The 25,309-nt window shown below is 71.7% G+C and carries 28 protein-coding genes; 21 read left to right on the top strand and 7 right to left on the bottom strand.

From position 1 onward, the window contains the following. Positions 1 to 80: 80 nt before the first annotated feature. The 3 genes from zapE to EDF33_RS15055 all read left to right on the top strand — a co-directional run bounded on the left by zapE (position 81) and on the right by EDF33_RS15055 (position 3,361). Positions 81 to 1,100, top strand: coding sequence for a cell division protein ZapE (gene zapE / locus EDF33_RS15065; RefSeq protein WP_123292707.1), 1,020 nt, complete (start codon positions 81 to 83; stop codon positions 1,098 to 1,100). A gap of 205 nt (positions 1,101 to 1,305) precedes the next feature. Continuing rightward, the gene (locus EDF33_RS15060) at positions 1,306 to 2,580 is read left to right on the top strand and encodes an ammonium transporter (protein WP_111086361.1); all 1,275 of its coding nucleotides are present in this window, start codon (positions 1,306 to 1,308) and stop codon (positions 2,578 to 2,580) included. Positions 2,581 to 2,710: 130 nt separating this feature from the next. Next, on the top strand, positions 2,711 to 3,361 hold the full coding sequence (locus EDF33_RS15055; RefSeq protein ID WP_131879930.1) for a tyrosine-protein phosphatase: 651 nt from the start codon (positions 2,711 to 2,713) through the stop codon (positions 3,359 to 3,361). Between the two features lie 139 nt (positions 3,362 to 3,500). On the opposite strand, the gene EDF33_RS15050 is transcribed toward EDF33_RS15055, so the two are convergent. Then, a complete protein-coding gene (locus EDF33_RS15050) occupies positions 3,501 to 4,472 on the bottom strand; it encodes an aldo/keto reductase (protein WP_131879932.1) in 972 nt (323 codons plus the stop codon). Positions 4,473 to 4,603: 131 nt separating this feature from the next. On the opposite strand from EDF33_RS15050, the gene EDF33_RS15045 reads away from it, so the two are divergent. Beyond that, positions 4,604 to 5,572 (top strand): beta-ketoacyl-ACP synthase 3, encoded by a 969-nt coding sequence (locus EDF33_RS15045; RefSeq protein ID WP_132100472.1) that lies wholly within the window; start codon positions 4,604 to 4,606, stop codon positions 5,570 to 5,572. Positions 5,573 to 5,670: 98 nt separating this feature from the next. On the opposite strand, the gene EDF33_RS15040 is transcribed toward EDF33_RS15045, so the two are convergent. Further along, positions 5,671 to 6,573, bottom strand: coding sequence for a hypothetical protein (locus tag EDF33_RS15040; protein ID WP_207906706.1), 903 nt, complete (start codon positions 6,571 to 6,573; stop codon positions 5,671 to 5,673). A 38-nt stretch (positions 6,574 to 6,611) separates the two neighbouring features. On the opposite strand from EDF33_RS15040, the gene EDF33_RS15035 reads away from it, so the two are divergent. Continuing rightward, positions 6,612 to 7,241, top strand: coding sequence for a hypothetical protein (locus tag EDF33_RS15035; RefSeq protein ID WP_131879936.1), 630 nt, complete (start codon positions 6,612 to 6,614; stop codon positions 7,239 to 7,241). A 35-nt stretch (positions 7,242 to 7,276) separates the two neighbouring features. Here the strand turns inward: EDF33_RS15035 and EDF33_RS15030 are convergent, their stop codons facing one another. The 5 genes from EDF33_RS15030 to EDF33_RS15010 form a co-directional block, all read right to left on the bottom strand. Continuing rightward, positions 7,277 to 8,200: a hypothetical protein gene (locus tag EDF33_RS15030; RefSeq protein ID WP_131879938.1), complete on the bottom strand. Its 924-nt coding sequence runs from the start codon at positions 8,198 to 8,200 to the stop codon at positions 7,277 to 7,279. Between the two features lie 258 nt (positions 8,201 to 8,458). After that, entirely contained in the window at positions 8,459 to 8,827 is a 369-nt protein-coding gene (locus EDF33_RS15025; RefSeq protein WP_111086356.1) for a flagellar assembly protein FliW, read from the bottom strand. Further along, positions 8,824 to 9,705, bottom strand: coding sequence for a flagellar hook-associated protein FlgL (gene flgL, locus EDF33_RS20715; RefSeq protein WP_132100471.1), 882 nt, complete (start codon positions 9,703 to 9,705; stop codon positions 8,824 to 8,826). The genes EDF33_RS15025 and flgL overlap by 4 nt, the downstream gene beginning before the upstream one ends. A gap of 2 nt (positions 9,706 to 9,707) precedes the next feature. Continuing rightward, positions 9,708 to 11,129, bottom strand: coding sequence for a flagellar hook-associated protein FlgK (flgK, locus tag EDF33_RS15015; protein ID WP_132100470.1), 1,422 nt, complete (start codon positions 11,127 to 11,129; stop codon positions 9,708 to 9,710). 4 nt (positions 11,130 to 11,133) lie between these two features. Next, positions 11,134 to 11,619, bottom strand: a complete 486-nt coding sequence (locus tag EDF33_RS15010) for a flagellar protein FlgN (RefSeq protein ID WP_123292716.1) — start codon at positions 11,617 to 11,619, stop codon at positions 11,134 to 11,136. Between the two features lie 455 nt (positions 11,620 to 12,074). Between EDF33_RS15010 and EDF33_RS15005 the strand changes: the two genes are divergently transcribed. The 16 genes from EDF33_RS15005 to EDF33_RS14930 all read left to right on the top strand — a co-directional run bounded on the left by EDF33_RS15005 (position 12,075) and on the right by EDF33_RS14930 (position 25,293). Continuing rightward, positions 12,075 to 12,893 (top strand): sigma-70 family RNA polymerase sigma factor, encoded by an 819-nt coding sequence (locus tag EDF33_RS15005; RefSeq protein WP_131846873.1) that lies wholly within the window; start codon positions 12,075 to 12,077, stop codon positions 12,891 to 12,893. 117 nt (positions 12,894 to 13,010) lie between these two features. Beyond that, positions 13,011 to 13,850 carry a flagellin gene (locus EDF33_RS15000; RefSeq protein WP_207896253.1) on the top strand — a complete coding sequence of 280 codons (840 nt, stop codon included), beginning with the start codon at positions 13,011 to 13,013 and terminating at the stop codon, positions 13,848 to 13,850. 92 nt (positions 13,851 to 13,942) lie between these two features. After that, the gene (gene fliD, locus EDF33_RS14995; RefSeq protein ID WP_132100469.1) at positions 13,943 to 15,343 is read left to right on the top strand and encodes a flagellar filament capping protein FliD; all 1,401 of its coding nucleotides are present in this window, start codon (positions 13,943 to 13,945) and stop codon (positions 15,341 to 15,343) included. 10 nt (positions 15,344 to 15,353) lie between these two features. Further along, entirely contained in the window at positions 15,354 to 15,827 is a 474-nt protein-coding gene (locus EDF33_RS14990; RefSeq protein ID WP_123292717.1) for a flagellar export chaperone FliS, read from the top strand. Next, complete coding sequence (locus EDF33_RS14985) at positions 15,817 to 16,173, top strand: hypothetical protein (RefSeq protein WP_132100468.1); 357 nt, start codon at positions 15,817 to 15,819, stop codon at positions 16,171 to 16,173. Before EDF33_RS14990 ends, EDF33_RS14985 begins: the two co-directional genes overlap by 11 nt. A 219-nt stretch (positions 16,174 to 16,392) precedes the next feature. Then, positions 16,393 to 16,737 (top strand): flagellar basal body protein, encoded by a 345-nt coding sequence (locus EDF33_RS14980; RefSeq protein ID WP_123292719.1) that lies wholly within the window; start codon positions 16,393 to 16,395, stop codon positions 16,735 to 16,737. Continuing rightward, positions 16,734 to 17,129, top strand: a complete 396-nt coding sequence (locus tag EDF33_RS14975; protein ID WP_235035933.1) for a flagellar basal body rod C-terminal domain-containing protein — start codon at positions 16,734 to 16,736, stop codon at positions 17,127 to 17,129. Before EDF33_RS14980 ends, EDF33_RS14975 begins: the two co-directional genes overlap by 4 nt. Beyond that, positions 17,129 to 17,464 (top strand): flagellar hook-basal body complex protein FliE, encoded by a 336-nt coding sequence (fliE, locus tag EDF33_RS14970; protein WP_131879949.1) that lies wholly within the window; start codon positions 17,129 to 17,131, stop codon positions 17,462 to 17,464. The genes EDF33_RS14975 and fliE overlap by 1 nt, the downstream gene beginning before the upstream one ends. Further along, the gene (gene fliF, locus EDF33_RS14965; RefSeq protein WP_131879951.1) at positions 17,464 to 19,137 is read left to right on the top strand and encodes a flagellar basal-body MS-ring/collar protein FliF; all 1,674 of its coding nucleotides are present in this window, start codon (positions 17,464 to 17,466) and stop codon (positions 19,135 to 19,137) included. The genes fliE and fliF overlap by 1 nt, the downstream gene beginning before the upstream one ends. 8 nt (positions 19,138 to 19,145) lie before the next feature. Next, a complete protein-coding gene (gene fliG / locus EDF33_RS14960; RefSeq protein ID WP_132100467.1) occupies positions 19,146 to 20,204 on the top strand; it encodes a flagellar motor switch protein FliG in 1,059 nt (352 codons plus the stop codon). After that, complete coding sequence (locus tag EDF33_RS14955; RefSeq protein WP_123292722.1) at positions 20,197 to 20,859, top strand: hypothetical protein; 663 nt, start codon at positions 20,197 to 20,199, stop codon at positions 20,857 to 20,859. The genes fliG and EDF33_RS14955 overlap by 8 nt, the downstream gene beginning before the upstream one ends. Next, a complete protein-coding gene (locus EDF33_RS14950) occupies positions 20,856 to 22,199 on the top strand; it encodes a FliI/YscN family ATPase (RefSeq protein ID WP_132100466.1) in 1,344 nt (447 codons plus the stop codon). The genes EDF33_RS14955 and EDF33_RS14950 overlap by 4 nt, the downstream gene beginning before the upstream one ends. Continuing rightward, on the top strand, positions 22,199 to 22,630 hold the full coding sequence (locus EDF33_RS14945; protein WP_123292724.1) for a flagellar FliJ family protein: 432 nt from the start codon (positions 22,199 to 22,201) through the stop codon (positions 22,628 to 22,630). Before EDF33_RS14950 ends, EDF33_RS14945 begins: the two co-directional genes overlap by 1 nt. After that, positions 22,627 to 23,361: a C40 family peptidase gene (locus EDF33_RS14940; RefSeq protein WP_131879957.1), complete on the top strand. Its 735-nt coding sequence runs from the start codon at positions 22,627 to 22,629 to the stop codon at positions 23,359 to 23,361. Before EDF33_RS14945 ends, EDF33_RS14940 begins: the two co-directional genes overlap by 4 nt. Beyond that, entirely contained in the window at positions 23,358 to 24,824 is a 1,467-nt protein-coding gene (locus EDF33_RS14935) for a flagellar hook-length control protein FliK (protein ID WP_132100465.1), read from the top strand. The genes EDF33_RS14940 and EDF33_RS14935 overlap by 4 nt, the downstream gene beginning before the upstream one ends. Positions 24,825 to 24,849: 25 nt before the next feature. Beyond that, positions 24,850 to 25,293, top strand: a complete 444-nt coding sequence (locus EDF33_RS14930; RefSeq protein WP_131879961.1) for a flagellar hook capping FlgD N-terminal domain-containing protein — start codon at positions 24,850 to 24,852, stop codon at positions 25,291 to 25,293. Positions 25,294 to 25,309 lie beyond the last annotated feature (16 nt).

Here is a 25,309-nt window from a genome sequence, read left to right as displayed (position 1 = left end):
TGTGGGCAACGGTACGCGGACGTACCGTGCCCCAGCCGCAACGTGACACCGCACGACTTGCTTCCCGGAAGGGTCCCTGATTGTCCACGAACACCGCGCCAGCGCACCTCGTCGACCGTGACCCCCAGGTGACCCCGCAGCAGATGGCCGCGGCACTCGTGCCACCGCCCCAGTTCGCGGCCGCCTCGTTCGACTCGTACCGGCCCGACCCGGACTACGCCTCGCAGGCCGACGTGCGCGACGCCGTCGCCGCGTTCGTCGCGGCCGGGCCGACCGACGCGCCACGTCGCGGGCTGTTCGGCCGCCGCAAGCAGTCGGTCGAGCCCGCCGCGAAGTCGGGCGTCTACCTGGACGGCGGGTTCGGGGTCGGCAAGACCCACCTACTCGCCGCGGCGTACCACGCGGCCTCCGGGCGGAAGACGTTCGGCACGTTCATCGAGTACACGGCCCTGGTCGGCGCGCTCGGGTTCCAGGGCACGGTCGACCTGCTGCGCGGGACCGCGCTGGTCTGCATCGACGAGTTCGAGCTCGACGACCCGGGCGACACCATGGTCATGACCCGCCTGATCAAGGAGCTGAGCGAGACCGGCACCCGGTTCGCCGCCACCTCGAACACGCCTCCCGGCGCGCTCGGAGAGGGCCGGTTCGCGGCCCAGGACTTCCTGCGGGAGATCCAGGCGATGTCCGACCGGTTCGACACCATGCGGATCGACGGGCTCGACTACCGCCGCCGCGCGGTCGACGAATCGGCCGGCGTGGTGTCCGACGTGGCCGCGGCGCTGCCGGCCGGCACCGTCACGCTCGACGACTTCTCGGCCGTGGTCGCGCACCTCGGCTCGGTGCACCCGTCGAAGTACGTCGCGCTCGTCGAGGACCTCGACGCCGTCGGGCTCACCGACGTCCGGGCCTTCACGGACCAGACCGACGCGCTCCGGTGGGTGGCGCTCGTCGACCGGCTGTACGACGCCCAGGTCCGGATCGTGGCCTCGGGCACGCCGCTCGACCAGGTGTACCCCGACGCCATGCTCGACGGCGGCTACCGCAAGAAGTACCTGCGCGCAGCGAGCCGTGTCGTGGCCCTGAGCCGCGCCCAGGACTGACCCGCACCGTCCGGGGCATCCGCTGACCGGTCGGTGCACCCCCTGTCCAGGGGGCATCGGGCCGTGCGAAACACGACGTTTACAAACCGCGCCGTCGCGTTACATCCGCGAAACACATCGTGCCCCCTCGTGAAACGTCACCTCGCCAGACTCGGTGTCACCCGAGGCGGTCCAAGAGCCGCTCGTGCAATCGAGAGGTGAACAGATGCTTGATCAGGGCAACACGACGTTCGTGTTGGTCATGGCGGCGCTGGTGTTGTTCATGACACCCGGCCTGGCCTTCTTCTACGGCGGTTTGGTGAAGGCCAAGTCCGTCATCAGCATGATGATGATGTCGTTCGGTGCGATCGCACTCGTGAGCGTCCTGTGGGTGCTCTACGGCTACGCGATCGCCTTCGCCAACCACGGGGACGGCACGGCGGTCTCCGGTGTCGTCGGGTTCTTCAGCATCGACTGGAACCAGATCGGCCTCGGCCAGGCCTTCGAGGAGGCGCAGTCCTCGAACATCCAGGCCGCGTACCCGTCGATGGCGTTCGTCGGCTTCCAGGCCACCTTCGCGATCATCACGGTCGCGCTCATCTCCGGCGCCATCGCCGACCGCGCCAAGTTCGGCGCCTGGATGGTCTTCGCGGGCATCTGGGTCACCGTCGTCTACTTCCCCGTCGCCTCGTGGGTCTTCAACCTGACCTCGGGTTGGGCTGCCACGTGGGGCGTCATCGACTTCGCCGGTGGCACCGCGGTACACATCAACGCCGGTGCAGCAGGTCTCGCCCTGGCGCTCGTCCTCGGCAAGCGCGTCGGCTTCGCCAAGGGTGCGCACAAGCCGCACAACCCGCCCTTCGTCCTGCTCGGCGCCGCCATCCTGTGGTTCGGCTGGTTCGGCTTCAACGCCGGCTCCGAGGGCGCCGCTGACGGCATCGCCGCGATCGCCTGGGTCAACACCCTCGCCGCACCGGCCGCCGCCATCCTCGGCTGGCTGCTCGTCGAGAAGCTCAAGGACGGCAAGGCCACCTCGGTCGGCGCCGCCTCGGGTGCCGTCACCGGTCTCGTCGCCATCACCCCGGCATGTGCCAACCTGACCCCGGGTTGGGGCATCCTGCTCGGCTTCGTCGCCGGCATCATCTGCTGCTTCGCCATCGACTGGAAGTACCGTCTCGGCTTCGACGACTCGCTCGACGTCGTCGGTGTCCACCTGGTCGGCGGCATCGTCGGCACGCTGTACCTCGGCTTCTTCGCCAACGACACCGGCCTGATCTACTCGGGCTCGTTCGAGCAGCTCGGCAAGCAGGCCACCGCGGCCCTGGCCGTCGGCATCTACTCCTTCGTCCTGGCGTTCGTCATCGGCTTCCTCATCGAGAAGACGATCGGCTTCCGCGTCAAGACCGAGGACGAGGTCGCCGGCATCGACACCGCGGTCCACGGCGAAGAGGGCTACGTCCTCTACGAGCAGACCGACGACTCGCCGGTCTCGGTCCGCTAGCCAGCAGACACCAGCTCCACCAGCACCACCCGCACGACGACGGGCCCCGCGCACACAGCAAGCGCGGGGCCCGTCGTCGTGCGGTCTGTCGTCGGTCATCTGGCGTCTGGCGTCTGGCAGGGTTGACGGCATGACGACGACGTCGACCCTCACCAACCTGCGCGAGGTCGGGGGACCGGCCCTGCAGGACGCCCGCCCTCGCACCGTGTACCGCGCCAACACCGAACGCGTCGGTGCCGACGCCTACCCGCACGGACTCGCGGCCGTGGTCGACCTGCGCCGTGACGACGAGGTCGCCCGCGTCCCGCACCCGCTCGGCACCACCGACGGCTACCGGCTCGTCCCGCTGTTCGACCCGTCGACCGTCGAGTCCGGCACCCAGGCCGTGCAGCTCGAGGAGCAGTACATCGACTGGCTCGAGCGCCACCGCACCGGGATCGCCGCCGCGTTCCGCGCGATCGCCCGGTCCGACGGCGACGTGCTCGTCTGCTGCTCCGCCGGCAAGGACCGCACCGGCGTCGTCAGCGGACTGCTCGCCCGACTCTGGGGTGCGTCGATCGAGGCCGTCGGCGACGACTACGCCGCCAGCGCTGCCGGGCTGTCCGATCGGTTCGCCGCAGAGCGTGCGGTCAGCACGGACCCCGAGGCGACCGCTGTCGCGCAACGGTGCGTGCCGGAGACCATGACCACCGTGATCCGGCACGTCGAGGCGCGGTGGGGCAGTGTCACCGCGTACCTGCGCTGGGCCGGGCTGACGGACGCGGAGATCGCAGCGCTCTGACGGGCGTGCGTCGTCCTGGCGACTTGCCACGGGCAGTGGTCGCAACGGCGGACGGGAGGCACGGTGCGCGTCCGACGCGCACCGTGCCTCCCGTCCGTGGTCCTGATCGCGGGCCGTGGTCCCGGCCCGTTCCGTCAGCTCACCAGGCGTAGTCCTCCGGTGAGGTCTTGTGCCCCGGGAAGATCTCGTCGAGCCGGTTCAGCGCACGCTGGTCCAGGCGGATGTCGACGGCGCGGACCGCGGACTCCCACTGCTCCATCGTGCGGGGGCCGGTGATCGGCGCGGTCACACCGGGCTGGTGGAGGAGCCACGCGAGGGCGAGCTCGCCGGGCGTGTGACCGAGCTCCTTGGCGAACGACTCGTAGGCGGTGAGCTGGTCGCGGTGCCCCTCGACGTACTCGGCGCTGCGACCCGACAGACGGCGGGAGCCGTTCTCGGTCTTCTCGATGACACCACCGAGCAGGCCGCCCTGCAGCGGGGACCACGGGATGACGCCGAGGCCGTACTCGCGGGCGGCGGGCAGGACCTCGCGCTCGATGTCGCGCACCACGAGGTTGTAGATCGACTGCTCGCTCACCAGGCCGAAGGTGTGGCGGCGCTTCGCAGCCTCCTGCGCCTGGGCGATGTGCCAGCCGGCGAAGTTCGACGACCCGACGTACAGGACCTTGCCCTGCTGCACGGCGACGTCGATCGCCTGCCAGATCTCGTCCCACGGGGTCGCACGGTCGACGTGGTGGAACTGGTACAGGTCGATGTGGTCCGTCTGCAGGCGCTGCAGGCTGGCGTCGAGCGACTGGCGGATGTTGAAGGCGCTGAGCTTGCCGCCGTTCGGCCAGTCGATCATGTCGCCGTAGACCTTCGTCGCCAGGACCGTCTTCTCGCGACGGCCGCCGCCCTTCGCGAACCAGCGGCCGATGATCTCCTCGGTGGCGCCCTTGCCCACCGAGCCGCCGTAGCCGTTGGCGGTGTCGAAGAAGTTGACGCCGAGCTCGTGGGCCCGGTCCATGATGGCGTGCGAGTCGTCTTCAGTGGTCTCCGGGCCGAAGTTCATCGTGCCGAGCACTGCCCGTGAAACCGACAGCCCTGTCCGTCCGAGGTGTGTGTAGTCCATGGGTCCGGTCTACGCGCTCCGAGGGGCACCCTGCCAGGCCCTGGGAGTACCGGTTCTGCATGCTGCGTCGCTGCGCCGCCGCATGCCGTCGGGGGCATGTTCTGGTTCGGGGGAGGAGTACCGTGACGACGGTGAACACCCCAGCACTCCGTGGCAGCCGGATCCTCGGGTTCGGTCACCACCAGCCCGAACGCATCCTGACCAACGACGAACTCTCGACCATGGTCGACACCAACGACGAGTGGATCCGCACCCGGACCGGGATCCAGACCCGCCACATCGCCGGGCCGGACGACACCGTCACGTCGATGGCGATCGAAGCGGGCCGCAACGCCCTCGCCGACGCCGGCGTCTCGCCCTCGGCCGTCGGACTCGTCATCGTCGCCTCCACTACGCACCAGGACCGTGCGCCCTACACCGCCGGTCGGGTGGCCGCCGCGCTCGGGATGACGAACGGCCCGGCGCCCATCGACATCAACACCGCGTGCAGCGGGTTCGAGTACGCGCTCGCCCTCGCCGACCAGTCGATCCGCGTCGGGTCCACCGACGTCGCGCTCGTCATCGGGTCCGAGACCCTCTCCGCCATCGCCGACTGGACCGATCGGTCGACGTGCGTGCTCGTCGGTGACGGGGCCGGGGCCGCCGTGCTCGGCGCGGCCGACGTCCCCGAGATCGGCCCCGTCTCGTGGGGCAGCGTGCCGCACCTGCTCGACGCGGTGCGGGTCGAGGGGTCGCCGGGTCGGTTCAACCAGGAGGGCCGATCGATCTACCGCTGGGCCATCACCGAGGCCGAGGGGCACGCCCGCAAGGTCGTCGAGGCCGCCGGGCTCACCATGGACGACATCGAGGTGTTCGCGTTCCACCAGGCGAACCTGCGGATCATCGAGCCGCTCGTCACCGCACTGGGCGGGGAGTCGAAGTTCGTCATCCGCGACGTCGTCGAGTCCGGGAACACCTCGGCCGCCAGCGTCCCGCTCGGGTTGTCGAAGGCGTGGGCGCGTGGCGACCTGCCCGAGGGCGTCCCCGCGCTGTTGTTCGGCTTCGGCGGCGGGTTCGCGCACGCCGGACAGGTCGTCAGGACGCCGGTGCGGTCGTTCTGATCGGGCCTCGGTCGTTCTGATCGGGCGTCGGTCGTTCTGATCGGGCGTCGGTCGTTCTGATCGGGCCTCGGCCGTTCTGATCGGGCCTGCCGCCCGGCTCAGCGCTCGGGCGTCTCCGACCAGAGGTCCTCGTCCTTCGCGGAGCCGCGGCGCCAGCCGAGTTGCTTCTGCTGCTTGGGCTGCTTGGGCTCCTTCAGCTGCTTCTCCTTGGGCTGCTTCTCGGGCTTCGCGGGCTTGGGCTCGAGGATGATCGGGAAGTGTGCCGACGGCGGCCCGAACCCGGTCCGCGAGGCCTGGATGACCTTCCGCCCGAGCGCGTGGTTGCCGAGCCCGCCGACGGCTGCGCCGATCCCGAACGGCAGTGCACGGCCGAGCACCGACGTCCCCTGACGCACTGCGAACCGCTTGATGAACTGGTCGCGGACCTGCCCGCCGAGGCCGTTGACGACCTGCTTCGGCAGGGACGAGGTCACCATCTCGCCCCAGAACGCCGTGCGCGCCTGACCGCCGGCGATCTGCCCGCCGAGCTGCTTGATGAGCTGTGTGCCCGGAGCACCGAGGATCATCGCCATCACCAGGGTCCGTGCCCGTTCGGGGTCATCCAGGGCGATGCCGTGCACCTCGGTCACCGACTGGGCGAACAGCGCGGTGGTCTCGAGGAACCCGACCGTCTCCGCGCCGCTCAGCCCGAGGGCGGCCACCATCCCGACGCCCGGGATGACCGCGCTCGCACCGACCGCTGCGCCACCGGTGGTGACCGCGGTGAGGTACTGCCGCTCGAGGATCTGGATGACCTCGGCGGGGGTGGCGTCCGGCTTGCGTCGGCGGATCGCGTTGACGTGCGCCACGACCACCGGGCGCTGGACGCTGATGGCACGGTCGAGCCACTTGACCCACCCGCCGGGTTGTTGCGGCTGCGGGGTCCGGGAGTCGTCGGGCATGGGGGAGACCTGGGCGTTCGGCAGCGGCACGATCGCCTGGTCCTTCGGGGAGCGGGCCATGCGCTCACCGTACGCCGGGCATGTGGGAGGCTCGCTGGATGGACATCGACGGCGCGCCCGGTCCGGCTGACGACGCTCGTCGGGCCTCCGGGTTCCTGACGGTCGCCGAGGTGCGCGGCTTGCTGCCCGAGGTCGTGGTGCTCGACCCCGGCTCCGTGCTCGTCGGCGCGGACGTCACCCTCGCAGCCGGGGTGGTGCTCTACCCCGGAGCCGTGCTCGAGACGCGTGCCGGGGGCTCGATCACCGTCGCATCCGGCGCGCGGCTCGGTCCGGGCCCGGTCTCCGTCGTCGCCACCGCGGCCCGGGTGACCATCGGTTCCGGTGCCGAACTTGGCCCGGGGCCCGTCACGATCACGGCCACCGTGGCGGACGTGCGCGTGGGGAACGGCGCTCGGTTGTCGGGCGGCTGCCTCGTCGACGGCCCCACCGAGCTCGGCGCCGGTGCCCAGGTGCTCGGGACGGTCGCCGTCCGCGACGCCGAACTCGCAGCCGGGGGCGACCACCGCGAGCCCGACCCGGATCGCCGTGCCGGTGTGGTGAAGGGCGTCGGGCGGGTCCACGGCGTGCGGGTCGGCACCGGCGAAGTGATCGTCGGCGGTGGCGTGCCGAGTGCACCGCTCGTGGTCGAACGGCAGCGTGCGCACCACCCGGAGGCGCCGAGCCGCTGATCCCGGCCGGCCCCTCGGAGCCGCTCGCCTGCGCATCACCGGCACGGGACACCCGCCCGGCGGAGTGCTGCACGCACGCGGTCGGGCTGCATGAGGTCGGCCCACGACAACCGGATGACGAACCGGACCTCGGGGAACGACCGGACGAAGTCCTCGCGACGCTTCTCCTGCCAGTGCGCCTCGGCGGTACTCCGCCCCTCGAGCATCGTCGGGTCCTCGTACTTCGCGCGACCGTCGACCTCGACCACGACGCCCTGATCCGGGAACCAGAAGTCCACGACGGCCGTCCCACCGCCGGTCCGTCGGAACTCGTGCTGCTGCACCGGCTCCGGCGCCCCGACCTGCCGGAAGCGCACCCGGCACACCGACTCCGCCGGCGACCCCGACTGCGCCGACCCCATCCCGATCGCCACCCTCGCCTTTGCCTGCGCCGAGCCCCGCAGTTCGAGATGAGCGGCCAGCGCCTCGGGCGTCGTGCGCCGATCGGCGAGCAGCTGGTCCACGACCGGCAGCGACTCGAGCAACGGACGGGTCGCAGCGACGTCCACCGCGCTCCGCGCCCACCCGGTGGTCCGCAGTCCGCCGGACTCGATGTACGCGGTCGGTGGCCGGGCTGCGGTGCCGTGCCGGACGAACCAGGCGGTCACCCGCGTGTGGGTGGTCGTCGGGTCGGACACGTGGACCTTCATCGGAGCTTCGCCGACGAGCGGCAGCCCGAGCACAGCGCACGCGGACTGGTGCGACACGAGGTCAGTGGCGCGGACGCGGTGGAGCGATGCTCGGACGAGCACGTGGTGTCGTTCACCAGGGTGGAGATGGTCGAGCGCCCCGGGCCGGACCAGGACGCCGGGGCGGATCCGTTCGAGGACCCCGCGGTGGACATCACGCTCGAGCGCCCGGCGTTCGGGATCCGGAAGGCCGGTCGTGCGGATGAGTTCGATGTCGTTCGCTCTGCCCATGCCCCACAGGCTGCTGGAAGCGAGTCGGAGCGAGGGCCCGACTGCGACGATCTGTGGACAGTCGAGCGCAACCGCCCTGTGTGGAGGAACGAGGGCGCTCTATTCGTGTGCACCTTGCGACGATGCACGTGTTGATCACCTCGTGCTTTGTCGACTCATGCACACGCAACGGTTGCGTGCGCATGTTCCGACGAACCACGCGCCGATCGACTCGTGGATTGTCGCAAAACGCGTGCGGCCGACGAGCCCCCGCAGCACCTACGCCCGCGCGAGCTCCGCCCGCAGCGGCAGGTCCTGGTCCTCCAGGATGAGCTGCGCGCCCACGGCGGTCCGGGCGTTCACGACGATCGGCGCGAGCAGGTTGACGGTCGTGCCGGACGCGCCGGGGTTCGCCACCACGAGCAGCATCGCGTCGGCGGGATCGGTCAGCTCGAGCCCCGCGGCCTGCTCGTCGGTGAGCTCGGGCGAGTACGACGGCAGGTGCACTGCGGCGTCGAGCACGAACAAGCGCGAGGAACCCCCGACGAGGGTGAACAGGCCCTCGGCGCCGTCCACCGGGGTCAGCGTGAAGACCGGTGCGGGGGACAGGCCGAACGGCGGGACGGCGAAGGTCAGGGAGATGCTCATCGGAGGTAGTCCATCAGGGTCGGCTGCAGGACCTTCGCGGTGACGGCGAGGGCTGCCTGGTAGTTGGTCTGCTGCACCTGCAGGTCGAGGACGGCCTTGGCGAGGTCGACGTCCTCGATGCCGGCGCGGCGGTTCTCGAGTGAGACGGCTGCCGTCTTCAGCGAGTCCTGCGCGGCGAGGGCGGTCGCGTGCCGGACACCGACGTCGGCCTGGGCGCCGCGGACGGCCCCGAGCGCGCCGTCGACGTCGTTGATCCGCGCGTTCACGTTCACCCCGTTCTGCAGGTCGCTGACGATGGAGTCGAGCACCCCGAACACGGACGACGCGCCGGTGCCGAAGACGTCCGCCCCGGCGGTGTCGACGCGCACGGTGGTGCCGTCGCCGATCCGGCGGGAGACGTCCGTGCCGGAGGCCGCCCACCCGGTCGCCGGGTCGTACGCGGCGGCGGCGGTCGAGGCGCCGGCGAAGACCGAGCGGGTGCCGTAGGTCGTGTTGGCCCGTGCCTCGAGGTCGGACTTCAGCGACTGGAACTGCGTGATGAAGGCGTCGCGGTCGGTGTCGCTCATGGTGCCGGAGTTCGCCGCCTGCACGGTCAGGTCCCGCACGCTGTTCAGCACCGAGTAGACGCTGGACAGGGCGCTGTCGGTGGTCGCGAGCCAGGCGACGGCGTCGTTCGCGTTGCGCGTGTGCTGCGCGGCGGCGGCCTGTTCCTTGCGGACCTGCATCGACGACGCGGTGCCGACCGGGTCGTCGGACGGCTTCTGGATCGCCTGCAGCGTGGTGGCCTGCTCGGTCAGCTGCGCCACGCGCGCCGCACCGGTCTGCAGCCGTGCCGAGGCCGCGGCCATCGACATCTGGGTGGTCACCCGGGTGATCACGATCAGCCCCTCCCGACGAGTCCGACGCGGTTGATGATGGTGTCGAGCATCTCGTCGACGGCGGTCAGGACGCGTGCCGCGCCCTGGTACGCGTGCTGGTAGCTCAGCAGGTTCACGTTCTCCTCGTCGAGGTCGACGCCGGCGCCCGACTGCTGCTGGGTGCGCGCGTTGGTCAGGGCGAGTCCGGTGAGCGTCGACTCCGTCGCGGCCGACCGGGAGGCGGTGCCCACCCCCGCCACGAACGTCGCCCAGGTCGTGTCGGCGGCTCCAGGGCCCGTGCCGAGTCGCGAGAGCGCATCGGCGAACGAGTCGTCGAGCTGCCCCGCCGCGTTCCGCGTCGCCAGGCCGGTGCCGTCCGTCGGGACGACGGACAGGCCCTGCGCTGCGGGGACGCCCGCCGCGAGGGCGAAGAACGCGGTGCCGGTGGTGCCGGCCGGGGTCGTGCCGGTGGCATGGACGGCGTTGACGGTCGCCGCGAGCTGGGTCGCGACGGCGTCGTAGGACGCGGCGGCCTGGGCGAGCGCGCCGCCCGTGCCGTTCCCGTTCGCCGGGGCGAGGACGGCGAGGGCGCCACCGATCGACCCGCCGCTGAGGGACACCGCGCCGGCGGTGCCGGAGGTCCAGGTCAGGGTGACCGCGGCGCCGTCGGCGAGGCGTTCGCCACCGCCGAGGGCGACGGCGCGGGCGTCGGTGCCCTGCACGAGCGGGTTGCCGCCGAGCAGCACGTCGACCGTGCCGTCCGCGTTGGTGCGGGTCGTCCCGCCGGCGAGCGTCGCGATCTGCTCGGTGAGCTGGTCACGCTGGTCGAGGAGTTCGTTCGCGGTGCCGCCGGAGGCCAGTGCGGTGCGGATCCGCCCGTTCAGGTCGGCCACCTGCTTCGCGGCGTCGTTCAGCTGGGTCACCTGGCCGGCCGCGGTGCCCCGGACCGAGGACCACTGCGCGTCGACGGCCTTCGATCCGGCTGCCAGCGCCGAGGCGACGGTGCCCGCTGCGCCGAGGACGGCGCTGGCGGCACCCGGGTCGTCGGGGTGACTGGCGAGTTCGCTCCACGACGACCAGAAGGCATCGAGCTTGGCGCTCAGGCCGTCCTTGCCGGGCTCGTGCAGGCCGGTCTCGAGGGCGGACAGTGCCGTCGCACGGGCGTCGGCGTAGGCGGAGGACCCCGCGGCGACCCGGACGCCGACGTCGAGCGTCAGCGATGCCAGGCGGGCGATGCCGTCGACGGAGACGCCCTGACCGGCGAGGGCGGCGGTGCCGCGCATGAACCCGGTCTGCGTCGCGGGGATGGAGTTCTGCGTGACGCGCTGCCGCGTGTACCCGGCGGTGCCGGCGTTCGCGATGTTCTGGCCGGTGACGTCGATGCCGGCACGGGCTGCGGCGAGGCCGGAGTACGCGGTGGCGAGGGAGCCGAAGGTGCTGACCACGGGGTTACAGGGTCCCCTCGAACAGGCGAGCGCCGTCGGAGCCGGGACCGGAGGTGCCCGAGGCGTCGTAGGTCGCGGCGGTCGTCACGGTGCCGGCGAGGGTCTCCTCGGTGGCCTGGGCGGCGGTGCGCAGGAAGCGGTCGTTCTCGTCGCGCAGGGCGCCGATCTGGGTGGTCAGCTCGACCATCGCGGTCAGGTGCGCGGCGAGGATCTCGCCCCACGGGCCGTTCGGCGCTGCGGCGACGACGTCGCGCAGGGGTGCATCGGCGGGGACGCCCCACTCCTCGGCGACCTCGGCACTCGACGCGGCGCGCTCGAGTCCGGTGCTGCGGAGTCGTTCGAGGACCTGCTCGACCTCGCGGCTGGCGTGCGACACCCAGCGGGAACGGCCCGCGGTGAGCAGGAGCTGCTCCTCCTCGAGCTTGAAGGTGAGCAGCTCGAGCAGTTCGCGTTCGCGCCAGAGCACGGCGGACAGGTCGTTCACGCTCATCAGCTCCTCCCGTGTGGGTCGTCGTCGGGTGTTCGGGTCCACCATCCGGCGGACACCGAGACCTATCGACCCGACGGCGGTGGTCGTAAGCGGCGGGGGACGTGACCTGCGAGGCGGACGTCCCCCGGGCCTCCCGGACAATCGGGAAACGCACCCCGTCCGGGGGACGGAAACGGTCGTTCTACGCGCTGGGTCCCCCCAAATGCCGACCGGGAAACACCGCGAATGCCCCCGCACTGGGGACGGATGAACCCCTGTTCAGGACATTGCCAGCCGATACATTCAGAACGCACCACGAGGGCGACCTCGAACCGCCTCACAGGGGCGCGGGGTGCACCGCTCGGAGGGAACCGGGCGGGTCTTCGGCGTACGCACCGGCCATCCGAGGCCGGCGTCCGTCGTGCCCAGGGACGGGTGAGTCGAGACAGTCACGTCAGGTCGATCAGGGGATCAGCATGGACCGCACCGCACGCAACGCGATGATCGTGGAGCACCTCCCGCTCGTGGGCTACATCGTCGCCGACGTCCGCTCCCGTGCCACGCACCTGGACCGCGACGACCTCGCCGCCGTCGGCTCCCTCGCCCTCGTCGCCGCTGCCGACGCGTTCGACCCCACCCTCGGCGTCCCCTTCGGCGCCTACGCCCGGACCCGGATCGCCGGAGCCCTCGCCGACGACATGCGCTCGGCCGACTGGGCATCCCGTGGCACCCGGAAGCGGATCCGCGAGACCCTCGCCACGCAGGAGGCCCTGTCCGCCCGACTCGGCCGGAGCGTCGGCGTGCAGGAGATCGCGGACGCGATGGGCGTCGACCGGCAGACCGCCTCGGACGCCATGAGCGACGCGGCCCGCCTCGTCGCGCCCCTCGACGAGACCGTGCACGACCTCGTCGCAGCCGACCTGCCGTTGCCCGGCGACGACCTGCTCGAGACCGAGAAGCGCCGCTACCTGCGCGCAGCCGTCGAGGCACTGCCCGAGCGGATGCGCTTCGTCGTCGAGGCCGTCTACTTCGGGGACCGCTCGGTGACCGACGTCGCCGCGGAACTCGGCATCACGCACTCCGCCGTCTCGCAGCAGCGCTCCGAGGCGATGCGCCTGCTCCGCGACGGACTGGCCGCCCACTACGGCGACGGCGGTGCCGCTGCCGAACCCGCCTCGCGCACCACCGCGGCCCGCCGGAGCGCCTACCTCGCACGCGTCGCGTCGAACGCCGCTGCCGGCGTCGCACGTGCCGTCCACGACGCGACCGCGCCGGTCGCCGTGGCGGCGAGCTGAACCGTCGACGGGTATTTCCGTCGATTCCCTAACGGCTCCCGGCACCCGGTCGAGAGTCATCCACGTCAGCCCACGGACGGGCTGTAGCACGACCCAGCATTCACGGAGGAAACCACCATGGGTATGTCCATCAACACCAACCTCTCGGCACTCAACACGTACCGGAACCTCAACTCGACGCAGAACGACCTGTCGAAGTCCCTCGAGAAGCTCTCGTCGGGTCTCCGCATCAACCGTGCTGCCGACGACGCGGCCGGTCTGTCGATCTCCGAGGGGCTGAAGTCCCAGGTCGGTGGCCTCACGGTCGCCGCCCGCAACGCGCAGGACGGCATCTCCGTCGTGCAGACCGCTGAAGGTGGGCTCACCGAGACCCACTCGATCCTCCAGCGCATGCGCGACCTGGCCGTCCAGGCCGGTAACGACTCGAACAACGAGGACTCGCGCACGGCGATCACCACCGAGGTCGGCGAGCTCACCAAGGAGCTCACCCGCATCTCGCAGTCGACCAACTTCAACGGCATCAACCTGCTCGACGGCTCCGCCGGCGCAGCGGGCGTCCTGAAGTTCCAGGTCGGCGCCAACGGCGACGCGGCGAGCCAGATCGACGTCGACCTGTCGAAGTCCAACGTGGAGTCCGTGTCGACCGCTGTCGGCGCCCTCACCTTCGACAGCGCGACGAACGCTCAGGCCGCCATCACCGCGATCGACGAGCAGATCAAGTACGTGTCCGCGGCACGTTCGAGCATCGGTGCTGTCCAGAACCGCTTCGACCACGCCATCAACGTGACGAACGTGGCCAAGGAGAACCTCACCGCTGCCGGTTCGCGCATCACCGACGTCGACATGGCCGAGGAGATGGTCAAGTACACCCGCGACAACATCCTCAGCCAGGCCGGCACGTCGATGCTCGCGCAGGCGAACCAGAGCACGCAGGGCGTGCTCTCGCTCCTGCGCTAGCACCCACGACGCCGCCTTCCGGGATCGTTCAGGCTTCCCGGGAGGCGGCGTCGCCCTCCTGACCATCCCCACGACGCCAGGGAGTGTCGACGATGTCATCGTCCGTGTCCTCGAGCACCAGCCTCGCGATCGACGGGCTCGTCAGCGGGCTCAAGACGACCGACCTCATCAACTCGTTGATGAGCGTCGAGGGCGTGCCGCAGACCCTGCTCAAGAACAAGCTCACGAGCACCAACTCGTTCATCTCGTCACTGCAGACGATCAACGGGTTGGTGCAGGCCCTCGCGACGAAGGCGAAGGACGCCGCGAAGGCGACCTCGCTCGACCTGTTCACGGCCACGAGCTCGTCGTCGGGCGTCACCGCCGTCACCGGCACGAACGCGAGCGCCGGGTCGCTGACGTTCAGCGTCGGCTCGACCGCTTCGGCCCAGGTCGGGGTCACCGCCGCGATGTCCACGTGGTCGGCCGCTGCCGAACCGATCACCCTGGTGGGTGCCGACGGCACGAAGACCACCGTCACGCCGTCGTCGGGCTCCCTCGACGACACGGTGTCGGCGATCAACAAGTCCGGGGCCGGCGTCACCGCCACGAAGGTCGCCGCGGGTGCGGCCGCCGACGGCACCAAGCTCTACCGGTTGCAGCTGACGTCCGCCAAGACCGGGGCCGCGGGTGGTTTCGAGGTGCACCGGGGGACCGCCGAGCAGGTGGCCGCGGGCACCGCGACGAACGTGCTGACCGAGGTCGGCGCCGCGGTCGTCGCGCAGGCGAAGGACGCCAGCGTCACGCTGTGGGCCGGCACCGCCGCCGAGCAGACGATCACGAGCGCGACGAACACGTTCACCGACCTGGTCCCCGGGCTCAGCGTCACCGTGTCGAGGGCCTCGACGGATCCGGTCACGGTCGGCGTCGCGCAGGACACCACGAAGGCCCAGTCCGTGGCGTCCGGACTCGTCGACGCGATGAACGCGGTCTCGGCCTACTACAAGACGAACACCGCGGTGACGAGCACCACGAGTGCCACCAGCGGATCGACGACCACGACCGCCGGGGTCCTGATGGGCGACGGCACCACGCGCGACGCCGTGCAGCGCCTGGGAAGCACCATGTCGGCGCCCGTCGGCGGGAAGTCGCCGTCGTCGATCGGCATCTCGATCACCAAGGACGGCAGCTTCACCTTCGACGCCGAGGTCTTCCAGAAGGCCCTCGCCACCGACCCCGAGGGCACCCAGGCGATGCTGTCCGGTGTCGCCGCGAACGTCGGCGCCGCCGCCACCGCGGCGTCCGACAAGTACGACGGGTCCATCACCACGACGATCACCGGCCAGCAGGCGGTCGCCAAGGACCTCAACACCCAGATCGACAGCTGGACCGACCGACTCACGATGCGCCGCGCATCGCTCCAGACGCTGTACTCGTCGCTCGAGACCAGCCTCAGCAAGCTCCAGTCCCAGTCCAGCTGGCTCGCCAGCCAGCTCGCGGCGACGACGAGCTGACGGGATCACCATGACCTTCGACTTCCAGGCCGCAGCCTTCCGCCAGGCCGCGCAGCCCCGCACCGTGACCGACCAGCGTCGCGCCCAGTACACGAACGAGGCCGTCCTGTCGGCCACCCCGGCGCAGCTCGTGACGATGCTCTACGACCGGTTGCTGCTCGACCTGCACCGCGCCGAGGCCGCACAGACCAGCGCCGACTGGGACGCCGCCCGCGAGCAACTGCTGCACGCGCAGGCGATCGTCGGCGAGCTGTCGTCCACGCTGCGGATCGACGTCTGGGACGGCGGCGAGGGCCTGCTCGCCGTCTACAACTACGCGTCGACGTCCCTCATCACCGCGAACGTGCACCGTGACGTGCAGGCGACGCGCGACTGCATCCGGATCCTCGAACCCCTGCGGCAGTCGTGGCACGACGCCGCGGCGTCGCTGCCGGCGACGCCGGCCCGCCAGCAGTCGACGGGCGGAGCCCTCGGTGTCGCGTGAACCGGCACCGTCGCCTGAACCGGCACCGTCGCCTGAACCGGCACCGTCGCCCGAGCAGGTCGACCACCGCCTCGCCTGGGAGGCCCTGCTCGACTCCCTGGAGCACGACGCCGCCCGACAGGCGGCCGACCCCACGGCCGTGGTGGGGTGGTCGGAGCCGGCCGGGCTGGGTCCGGTGCCGCGCGCGTTGGTGGGGCGTGCCTCCCGGCTGCTCGCTGCGCAGCGCGACCGCATCGCGAAACTGGAGTCGGACCGACGAGCGACGCTCGAGCACCTCGGTGCGCTGCGCGCCGTCGACGCGACCCGCGAGCCCCGTGGCGCGGTGTACCTCGACGCGTCCGCCTGACCCGCGCTCCCGCCACACCTGTTCCGCGACGAAGCACGCGTCGTTCGACGAGTGGTCTGTCGCAGAAGTGGTGCCACCCCCGTTCGGGGCGAGGGCTAACGCGGCCGGGGACGGGCACCGATAGCGCCACACGAGCACGGATCGCTCACCAGTTCGGCCACGGATCGGCCACCACCGCACGGCGACGTCCCACGGGCGACGCCTGACGAGGGGACCACCGTGTTCGATTCCGTGACGAGCGTCGCGCTGCAGAGCGCACTCGACGGCCTGTCGATGCGCCAGAAGGTGATCGCGAACAACATCGCGAACATCAACACGCCGAACTACCACGCCGAGAAGGTCCAGTTCGAGGACGCCCTGGCGAAGTCGATCACCGACGGCAGCGGGAACACCGCGCCGACGGTCGCCCGCAGCCTCGAGCCGACGAACACGAACGGCAACAACGTCAACCTCGACGAGGAGACGCTCTCCAACGTCGACACCGTGCTCCGGTACCAGTTCGCCACGCAGGCGATGAACTCCGAGCTCACGAGCGTCCGTGCGGCGATGCGGACGAACTCGTGACGACCTTCGACGCGATCGGCATCGCGAGCACCGGCATGACCGTGCACCGGAAGTGGCTCGACGCCGTCGCCGACAACATGGCGAACGCGAACACCGTGAAGTCGATGGACGACACCGCGTTCCAGGCCCGCTACGTCGAGGTCCAGGAGGGCAACGGCGTGTCCGGCGCCTACGTCAAGGGCGCCGCGTTCGGCAGCGCCGCCGGCCGCGTGACCTACGACCCGGACAACCCGCTCGCGAACGACGAGGGCTACGTCCGCATGCCGGACATCGACCTCGGCACGCAGATGGCGGACCTCATCATGGCCCAGCGCGGCTACCAGGCGAACGCCGCCGTGGTCGACCGTGCCAAGACCGCCTACGAGGCGGCACTGCAGATCGGGAAGAACTGATGCCCATCGACGCCGTCAACGGTGTGACCACCAACGCGATGACGAACGCACTGACCAGTGTGTCCGGCACCTCCAGCGACGTCACCGGCGCTACGGGTGCGACCAGCACCGACGGCAGCGGGTTCGCCGCCAGCCTCGGGAACGCCGTCGACGGGCTGCAGGCGCTGCAGAGCGACTCGAAGACCCTCGCGCTCAAGGCCGTCACCGGCAACCTCGACGACATCCACGACGCGACCATCGCCGCCACCCGCGCGCAGGTCACGCTCGAGCTCGTCTCCGCCGTCCGCAACAAGGGCGTCGACGCGTTCAACGAGATCATGAGGATGCAGGCCTGATGCCCGTCGCCGTCAAGAACGTCTTCGCGCGCCTGTCCGCGTACGTGAAGGGCTTCTCCGCCGCCCAGCGCACCATCGCGATCCTGGTGATCGCCGCGCTCGTGCTCGGGGGGATCGCCCTGGCGTCGTGGCTCGGCAAGGCGTCCTACGCGCCGCTCTTCACCGGGCTGGCCGCCGCCGACGCGAGTTCCATCACCGACCAGCTGCAGACCGACGGTGTGCCGTACCAGCTCACCGACGGCGGCGCGACGATCCTGGTGCCGCAGGCGCAGGTGTACTCGGAGCGCCTCAAGGCCGCGTCGAACGGGCTGCCGTCGTCGAACGAGGGCGGCTACTCGCTGCTCGACCAGATGGGCGTGACGAGCTCGGAGTTCCAGCAGGACGTCACCTACAAGCGGGCGATGGAGGGCGAGCTCGCCAAGACCATCGGTGCGATGGACGGCGTGCAGACCGCGACCGTGCAGCTCGCGATCCCGGAGAAGTCCGTGTTCGTGTCCGAGGAGAAGGACCCGACGGCGTCGGTGTTCATCGCCACCGACAACGGCACGCAGCTGAGCACCGACCAGGTGCAGGCGATCGTGCACCTGACCAGCGCCTCGGTCGAGGGCATGCAGACCACCGACGTCTCGGTCGTCGACGCCAAGGGGCAGACGCTGTCCGCCGTCGGGACCGGTGCGACCGGCAGCGGTGCCGACCAGGCCGCCGACTACGACGCCGCGACGAGCAAGAAGATCCAGGACCTGCTCGACACCACCCTCGGCGCCGGCAACGCGACCGTCGTGGTCTCCGGCACGATGAACCAGGAGTCCGGCACCCGCACGTCGGAGAGCTACACGTCACCGACCTCCGGTCCGGTCGCGCTCAACGAGTCGAGCACCACCGAGCAGTACGGCTCGGGTGCCGCGGGGGCGTCGAGCGGTGCGACCGGGGTCCTCGGCCCGGACAACATCGCGGTGCCGAACGGCACCGCCACGAGCGGCACCGGTGACGACGGCTACACCAACGAGTCGGCGACCAAGAACAACGCCGTCGACCACACCACCGAGACCACGCAGATCCCGTCGGGGTCCCTCGACCGGCAGACCATCTCGGTCGCGCTGAACTCGAAGGCCGACGCCGTGCAGAACGCGAACCTGCAGAGCATCAACGACCTGGTGTCGGCCGCCGCCGGTGTCGACCAGGACCGCGGCGACCAGGTGAAGGTCGCGATGATGGACTTCGACACCAGCGGAGCCGACCAGGCTGCGAAGGCCCTCGAGGCGCAGCAGAAGGCCGACCAGCAGGAAGCCCTGTGGTCGTCGATCCGCACCGCCGGCATCGTCATCGGCATCCTGCTCGCGCTCATCGCGGTCATGTTCGTCATCGCCCGTCGCAGCCGGAAGCAGGAGCGCGAGGCCGTCGACCTCGGCGAACTCGACGCCTTCGCCGGCGAGACGTTCCAGCTGCCCCTCGCGATGGACGGCGCCGCCGACCGCGCGACCCTCGGTGCCGGTGACGCCCCCACCGCCGTGCTCTCGACGATGCCCGCCGGTGACCCGCCGACCGAGGTGCTGACGACCGACGAGATCACGGCCGAGCGCCGCCGTCAGGACATCTCCGCGCTGGCCGAACGCGACCCGAAGCGCACTGCCGAGCTCCTGCGCGGGCTCCTCGACGACCGGGCACCGGTGTGAGCGCCCTGATGCCGAGCGGCAGCAACGGCAACGGCCCGGGCACCGGCAAGGGCTCGAACGACCGTGCGCTGACCGGCGCCCAGAAGGTCGCGCTCATCCTCATGCAGATGGACACCGACCGCGCGGCCGAGGTGATGAAGCAGTTCACCGAGATGGAGGCCGAGGAGATTTCGGCCGAGATCGTCCGGATGCGCCGCGTCGAGGACACCGTCGTCGACCAGACCATGTCGGAGTTCCACCGGATCACGATGAGCGGCCGGCTGCAGAAGCGTGGCGGCAAGGAGACCGCGCTCGGGCTGCTCGAGGCGTCCTTCGGCGCCGAGCGCGCCGCCGGCGTGATGGACCGACTCGCCTCGAACCTGGCCGGCCAGTCCTTCGACTTCCTCGACGACGCCGAGCCCGGGCAGGTCATCACCCTGCTCGAGGGCGAGCTGCCCCAGACCATCGCCCTCGTCCTGGCACACCTCAAGCCCGGTCAGGCGAGCGCCGTCCTCGCGGGTGTCGACGAGCGCGTCCGCACCGACGTCGCGCAGGCGTTCGCCACGATGGGCAGCGCGACCCCCGAGGCCGTCGGGATCGTCGCCGGTGTCCTGCGGCAGCGCGCCGGCGCCGTCGTGTCGCCGCGCGAGAGCGTCGAGGTCGTCGGCGGCATCGCGCCCCTGGTCGACATCATCAACCGCTCCGACGTCGCCACCGAGAAGGCCGTGCTCGACGGACTCGAGGCCCGCGACCCGGAACTCGCCGAGGACATCCGCTCGCGCATGCTCACCTTCGAGGACATCGTGAAGCTCGAGTCCCGCGACATCCAGCAGGTGCTGCGTGGCATCGACTCGAAGCTCCTCGCGACCGCCATGAAGGGTGCCGCCGGACCCGTCGTCGAGACGATCCGCGCGAACGTGTCCGAGCGCAACCGCTCGTTGCTCGACGACGAACTGCAGGCCATGGGCCCGGTCCGCGTCTCGCAGGTCGAGGAAGCGCGCGCCGAGGTCGTCCGTTCCGTGCGCGAGCTCGAGGCGCAGGGCGTCATCACCGTGCACCGTGCCGAGGAGGACGAGCTCGTTGACTGACACCACGACCGCCGGCACCGTGCAGCGCATCGCCTTCCCCGCGATCGGCACCGCCGCCGCGACCGACCGTGCGTCGGGTGCCGACGTCCGCGGCCACGCCGCCGGCTACACCGCGGGACTCCGCGCCGCACAGGCCGAGACGGACGCCCTGCGCGCCCGCCTGCAGGCCGAGCACGCCGCGCTGACCGCGTCGCTGCGCGCGGACACCGTCCGCCGCATCGCCGTCCTCGACGCCGCGACGAACGCGATGCTGTCCACGGTCGCGCCCGTCCTCAGCGACGCTGAGGCGTCCGTCGCCAGCGCGGCCACGGACCTGGCCGAGGCGATCGTCGGGTACGAGATCCGTGCCTCCCGTCCGGCGGTCGGTACCGATGACGACCGGGAGGCCCGGATCACGTCCGGTGCCGAGACCACCGTCCGGCGGGCGCTCGCGTCCATCGACCGCAGCGTCCCGGTGGCCGTCCGGCTCAGCCCGGCGGACGCCGCACGCGTCGCCGACGTCGACCTGCCGGTGCCCGTGGTCGCCGACCCCGCGCTGCGGGACGGCGACGCCGTCGTCGACCTGCCGGACGGCATCCTCGACGCCCGGATCGCCACCGCACTCGACCGTGCCCGCACCGCGCTCGGTGTCGAGCTGCAGGGGGTGTCCGCGTGACCGCCACGCTGCTCCGCCCCCGCGGGCTCGACGACGCCCTGCGGCAGGCCGCACCCCAGCGGGTCGGCGTCGTCACGAGCGCCGTCGGCCTCGGGCTGACCATCGCCGGGCTCGACGCCCACGTCGGCGAGGTCGTCACGGTCGGACCGGAGGACGGCGTCCAGACCGCCGTCGAGGTCGTCGCGACCGACGCCACCGGCGTGCGCTGCATGCCCCTCGGACGCCTCACCGGTGTGACCGCCGGCACCCCCGCACGCCCCACCGGCCGGCCGGTGCTCGTGCCGACGGGTGCCGGGCTGTTCGGCCGTGTGCTCGACGGGCTCGGCCGACCGATCGACGACCGCGGACCGATCGTCGGTGCCGGTGGCGAGCCCGTCGACTGGGTGCCGCTCGACCACGCGACCCCGAACGCGATGGCACGCACCCGCATCGACACCCCGATGCAGCTCGGTGTGCGGGTGCTCGACACCCTCACCACCGTCGGCCGCGGCCAGCGCATGGGGCTCTTCGCGGGCTCCGGTGTCGGCAAGTCGTCGCTGCTGTCGATGATCGCGCGGGGGAGCGACGCCGCGGTCAACGTGATCGCACTCGTGGGGGAGCGTGGCCGCGAGGTGCGCGAGTTCCTCGAGGACGACCTGGGCGCCGAGGGGCTCGCCCGCTCGATCGTCGTCGTGTCGACCTCGGACGAGCCCGCCCTCATGCGTCTGCGCGCCGCGTTCGTGGCCACCCGCATCGCCGAGTCGTTCCGCGACGCCGGCCAGGACGTCGTGCTCATGATGGACTCGCTCACCCGCGTCGCGATGGCGCAGCGCGAGATCGGGCTCTCGGTGGGGGAGCCGCCGGCCACCCGGGGCTACCCGCCGTCGACGTTCTCGGTGCTCGCCGGGCTGCTCGAGCGTGCCGGGACGGACCGCGTCGGCAGCATCACCGGCATGTACACCGTGCTGGTCGACGGCGACGACCACAACGAGCCGATCGCCGACGCCGCCCGCAGCATCCTGGACGGTCACGTCGTGCTCGACCGGAAGCTCGCGATCACCGGGCACTTCCCGTCGGTGGACGCCCTCGGCTCGGTGTCCCGTGTGGCCTCGAAGGTGACGGACCCGGCGCAGCGCGGTGCCGCGACGACCCTCCGCAAGGTGATGGCAGCACGTGCCGCCGCCCAGGACCTGCTCGACGTCGGCGCGTACCAGCGCGGCTCGAACCCGCTCGTCGACGCCGCCGTCGACCACCAGGGTGCGATCGACGCGTTCCTGCGCCAGGGGATGGACGAGCGGGCGACCGCCGACGCGTCCTGGCAGCGACTCGGCGGTCTCGTGCAGCAGCTGGGGGTGTCGTGATGGCCCGCCGGTTCCCGCTCGCGGGGCTCCTGCGCCTGCGGCACACCGAACAGGACCGCGCCGCTGCCTCGCTCGCGACCGCGAACGAGCGCGTGCGCGATGCCGCCGACGCCCGGATCGCCGCGCGCCGCAGCCTCGCCGACGCCGAGGGCGCGCAGCCGATCGAGGACGCCGCGACCCTGAGCGCCGTCGCCGCTGCGCGTGCTGCGACCCGCGGGATGCTCGAGGAGCTCGACGCCGTGGTCCGGACCCGCCGCGCGGACGCCGACCGGGCACAGGAGGAGTACACCGCCGCACGCCGTGCCGCGGTCGGCCTGGAGAAGCTCGAGGGCAAGCACGCCGCCGAGCAGGCCGCCGAGGAACTCCGCACCGAACAGAACGCCCTCGACGAGATCGCGGCACGACGCCGCACGGAAGGTGGTGCCCGATGAGCGTCGAAGCGGTGCTCTCCCGGATCTCCGAGATCCGCTCCCAGATCGACACCCTGCGCGGTGGCTCGGCCGCGGCGACGAGTACGTCGTCGTCCGCCGGGTCGACCAGCGCGTCGTCGAGCGCCTTCGCCGACGCCCTGGCCACGGCGACCGGGAACACCGGCACCGGGACCGCGACCGCTGCTGCCGCCGCTGCGGCGACCACCAGCAGCGCGCCCGCCACGTCGGTCGACGCTGGCGCGGGCACCCTCGCGACGGGCAGCGGCGCCACCGGGTCGGACGTCGTCGCGGACGCGAAGAAGTACCTCGGCGTGCCCTACGTGTTCGGCGGCACGACGACCTCTGGCATGGACTGCTCGGGCCTGGTGCAGACGGTGTTCAAGGACCTCGGCGTCACCATGCCGCGGGTCGTGCCGGACCAGGCGAAGATGGGCGTCGAGGTCGGCTCCCTGAAGGACGCACAGCCCGGCGACCTGATCATCCCGAAGGGCGAGGGCCACGTCGTCATCTACGTCGGCGACGGCAAGGTGCTGCACGCGCCGCGCCCCGGCAAGGACGTCCGCATCGTCGACAACTGGTACTCGGACGCCGACATCGCCACCATCCGCCGCATCGTGCCGGCGCAGGCGTCCGCCACCCCGGCGACGACCGCGACCACCGCCGCGAGCAGCGCCACCGATCTGCAGACCGCCGCGCTGCTGTCAATGATGCAGTCCGGGAGCGCCGCATGAGCCTGACCATCGCCACCCAGCCCGCGCCCGCTCCGGCGAGCAGCGCTGCGCCCGCCCGCGCCACGTCCGACCCCGGCGGTGCCGGTTCGTTCGACGCCGCCCTGTCCGCGGCCGCCGCGACCGATCGTCGTGCCGGTGAGCGTGCACCGGCGCGCCGGGAAGACTCCCGCACAACCGACGACACCGGGTCGACCACGCCCCCGAACGCTGCCACGACCGCCACCGGGACGGACTTGGCGGCTGCCGCTGACGGCGCGGCCGCTGCTGCCGGGGAGGGGCAGGCGTCCACGCCCACGCTCCCACTCGCCGGGACGGTGCCCGCCCCGGCCGCTCCGATCGTGGTGACGACCCCTGCCGAGACGGTCACACCGGTGACGGCGACCGCGTCCGAGCCGACGGCGCGGGACCTCACCGCGACGACGGCGGCCCCGGCGCCGGCCCCGGAGACGACCACGCCGACGACGACTGCTGCCGTCTCCTCCGCCGCCACCGGGGCTGCCACTGCCACGGGGGCCGCGGTCTCGCTGCCGGCCACGACGGCGCCGTCGGCCAGCACCACGGCGTCCGTCGCATCCGCCGCCGTACCGGCACCGGGCACGACCGCCGCAGTCCCCGCCGACGGCCCCGCACCGTCACCGGCGTCCGACATCCCGAGGCCCGGCACCCCGTCCGGCGGGACGACCGGCACCGGCACCGTCGGAGTCACGAGCACGAGCACGAGCAGCGCGCCCGCTGCCGCGGCCGCTGGGGCCGCGGTCGCCGCGACGCTCCAGCCGACCGGCCCGACCACCCAGCCCACCGACGGCTCCGCGACCGCGACCCCGGCCGTCGTCACGGTGGCAGCGGCGACCGCCGCGCGGGGTGGGCAGACCGGCCACGGGACGGACCAGCAGGGATCGACGGCGGGTGATCCGGGCCTCCCGGCAGTCACCACCACGCGCGGCGGCGAGACGCCCTTCGTCCTGCCCACCACGCCGACCGCCGCGCCCGCCCCCGTCGCAGCCGCCGCGCCGGTCACGTCCCAGACGGCCACGCCCGCGCCCCTCGGGCAGCAGCTCGCGCGACCGGTGTTCTCGCTCGCGCAGGCCGGGCCCGGGGAACACGTCGTCACCGTGCAGGTCGTGCCGGACAGCCTCGGACCGGTCACGGTCCGCGCGCACGTGACGGCGCACGGCATGCACGTCGAGCTGTTCGCGGCGTCCGAAGCGGGCCGCGACGCGGTCCGCCAGGTGCTGCCGGACCTGCGGCGCGACGCCGCCGGCACCGGGCTGAGCACCACGCTCGACCTGTCGTCGCAGAACCACCCGGGCACGTCGGCCGGTCGCGACGAGCGACCGGCCGACGGCCGCCTGCGTGCCGACACCGGCCTGGAGGCACGGCGCACCTCCGCCGCGCAGCCAGCCGCCGCCGCCGCCACGTCCACCTCCACCATCCGCACCGCGGGACTCGACGTCCTCGCCTGACCGGCTCACGAACAGGAACGCAACCATGCCAATCGACGGCATCACCGGCAGCGTGGACCAGGCTGCCCAGGCCGCGGCCCTCGCCGCGAACTCGACCGCGAAGAAGTCCCAGACGATGGACTCCGAGGTGTTCATGAAGCTGCTCGTCACGCAGCTGCAGAACCAGGACCCGTCGTCGCCGATGGACACCAACCAGATGATCAGCCAGCAGACGCAGCTCGCGATGATGGAGCAGATCACCAACCAGACCACGACGGGGAACGAGAACTTCTCGCTCCAGATGCGCATCGCCGCCGCGAACCTCGTCGGCAAGCAGGTCAGCTACACCGACGCTGCGACCGGTACCGCCGTCACCGGGACCGCTTCGGCCGTGTCCTACGCGAACAGCGTGCCCACGGTCACCGTGAACGGGAAGGAGGTCGCTCTCGACGTGATCTCCGGCATCACCACCACCGCTCCGGCTCCCTGACCGTTCTCCTTCCCCT

This window comes from Curtobacterium sp. PhB146 (assembly GCF_004342995.1).
Classification (GTDB): Bacteria; Actinomycetota; Actinomycetes; order Actinomycetales; family Microbacteriaceae; genus Curtobacterium.
The sequence above is the reverse complement of the archived record's forward strand: the minus strand, read 5'-3'. Positions and strand labels throughout refer to the sequence as shown.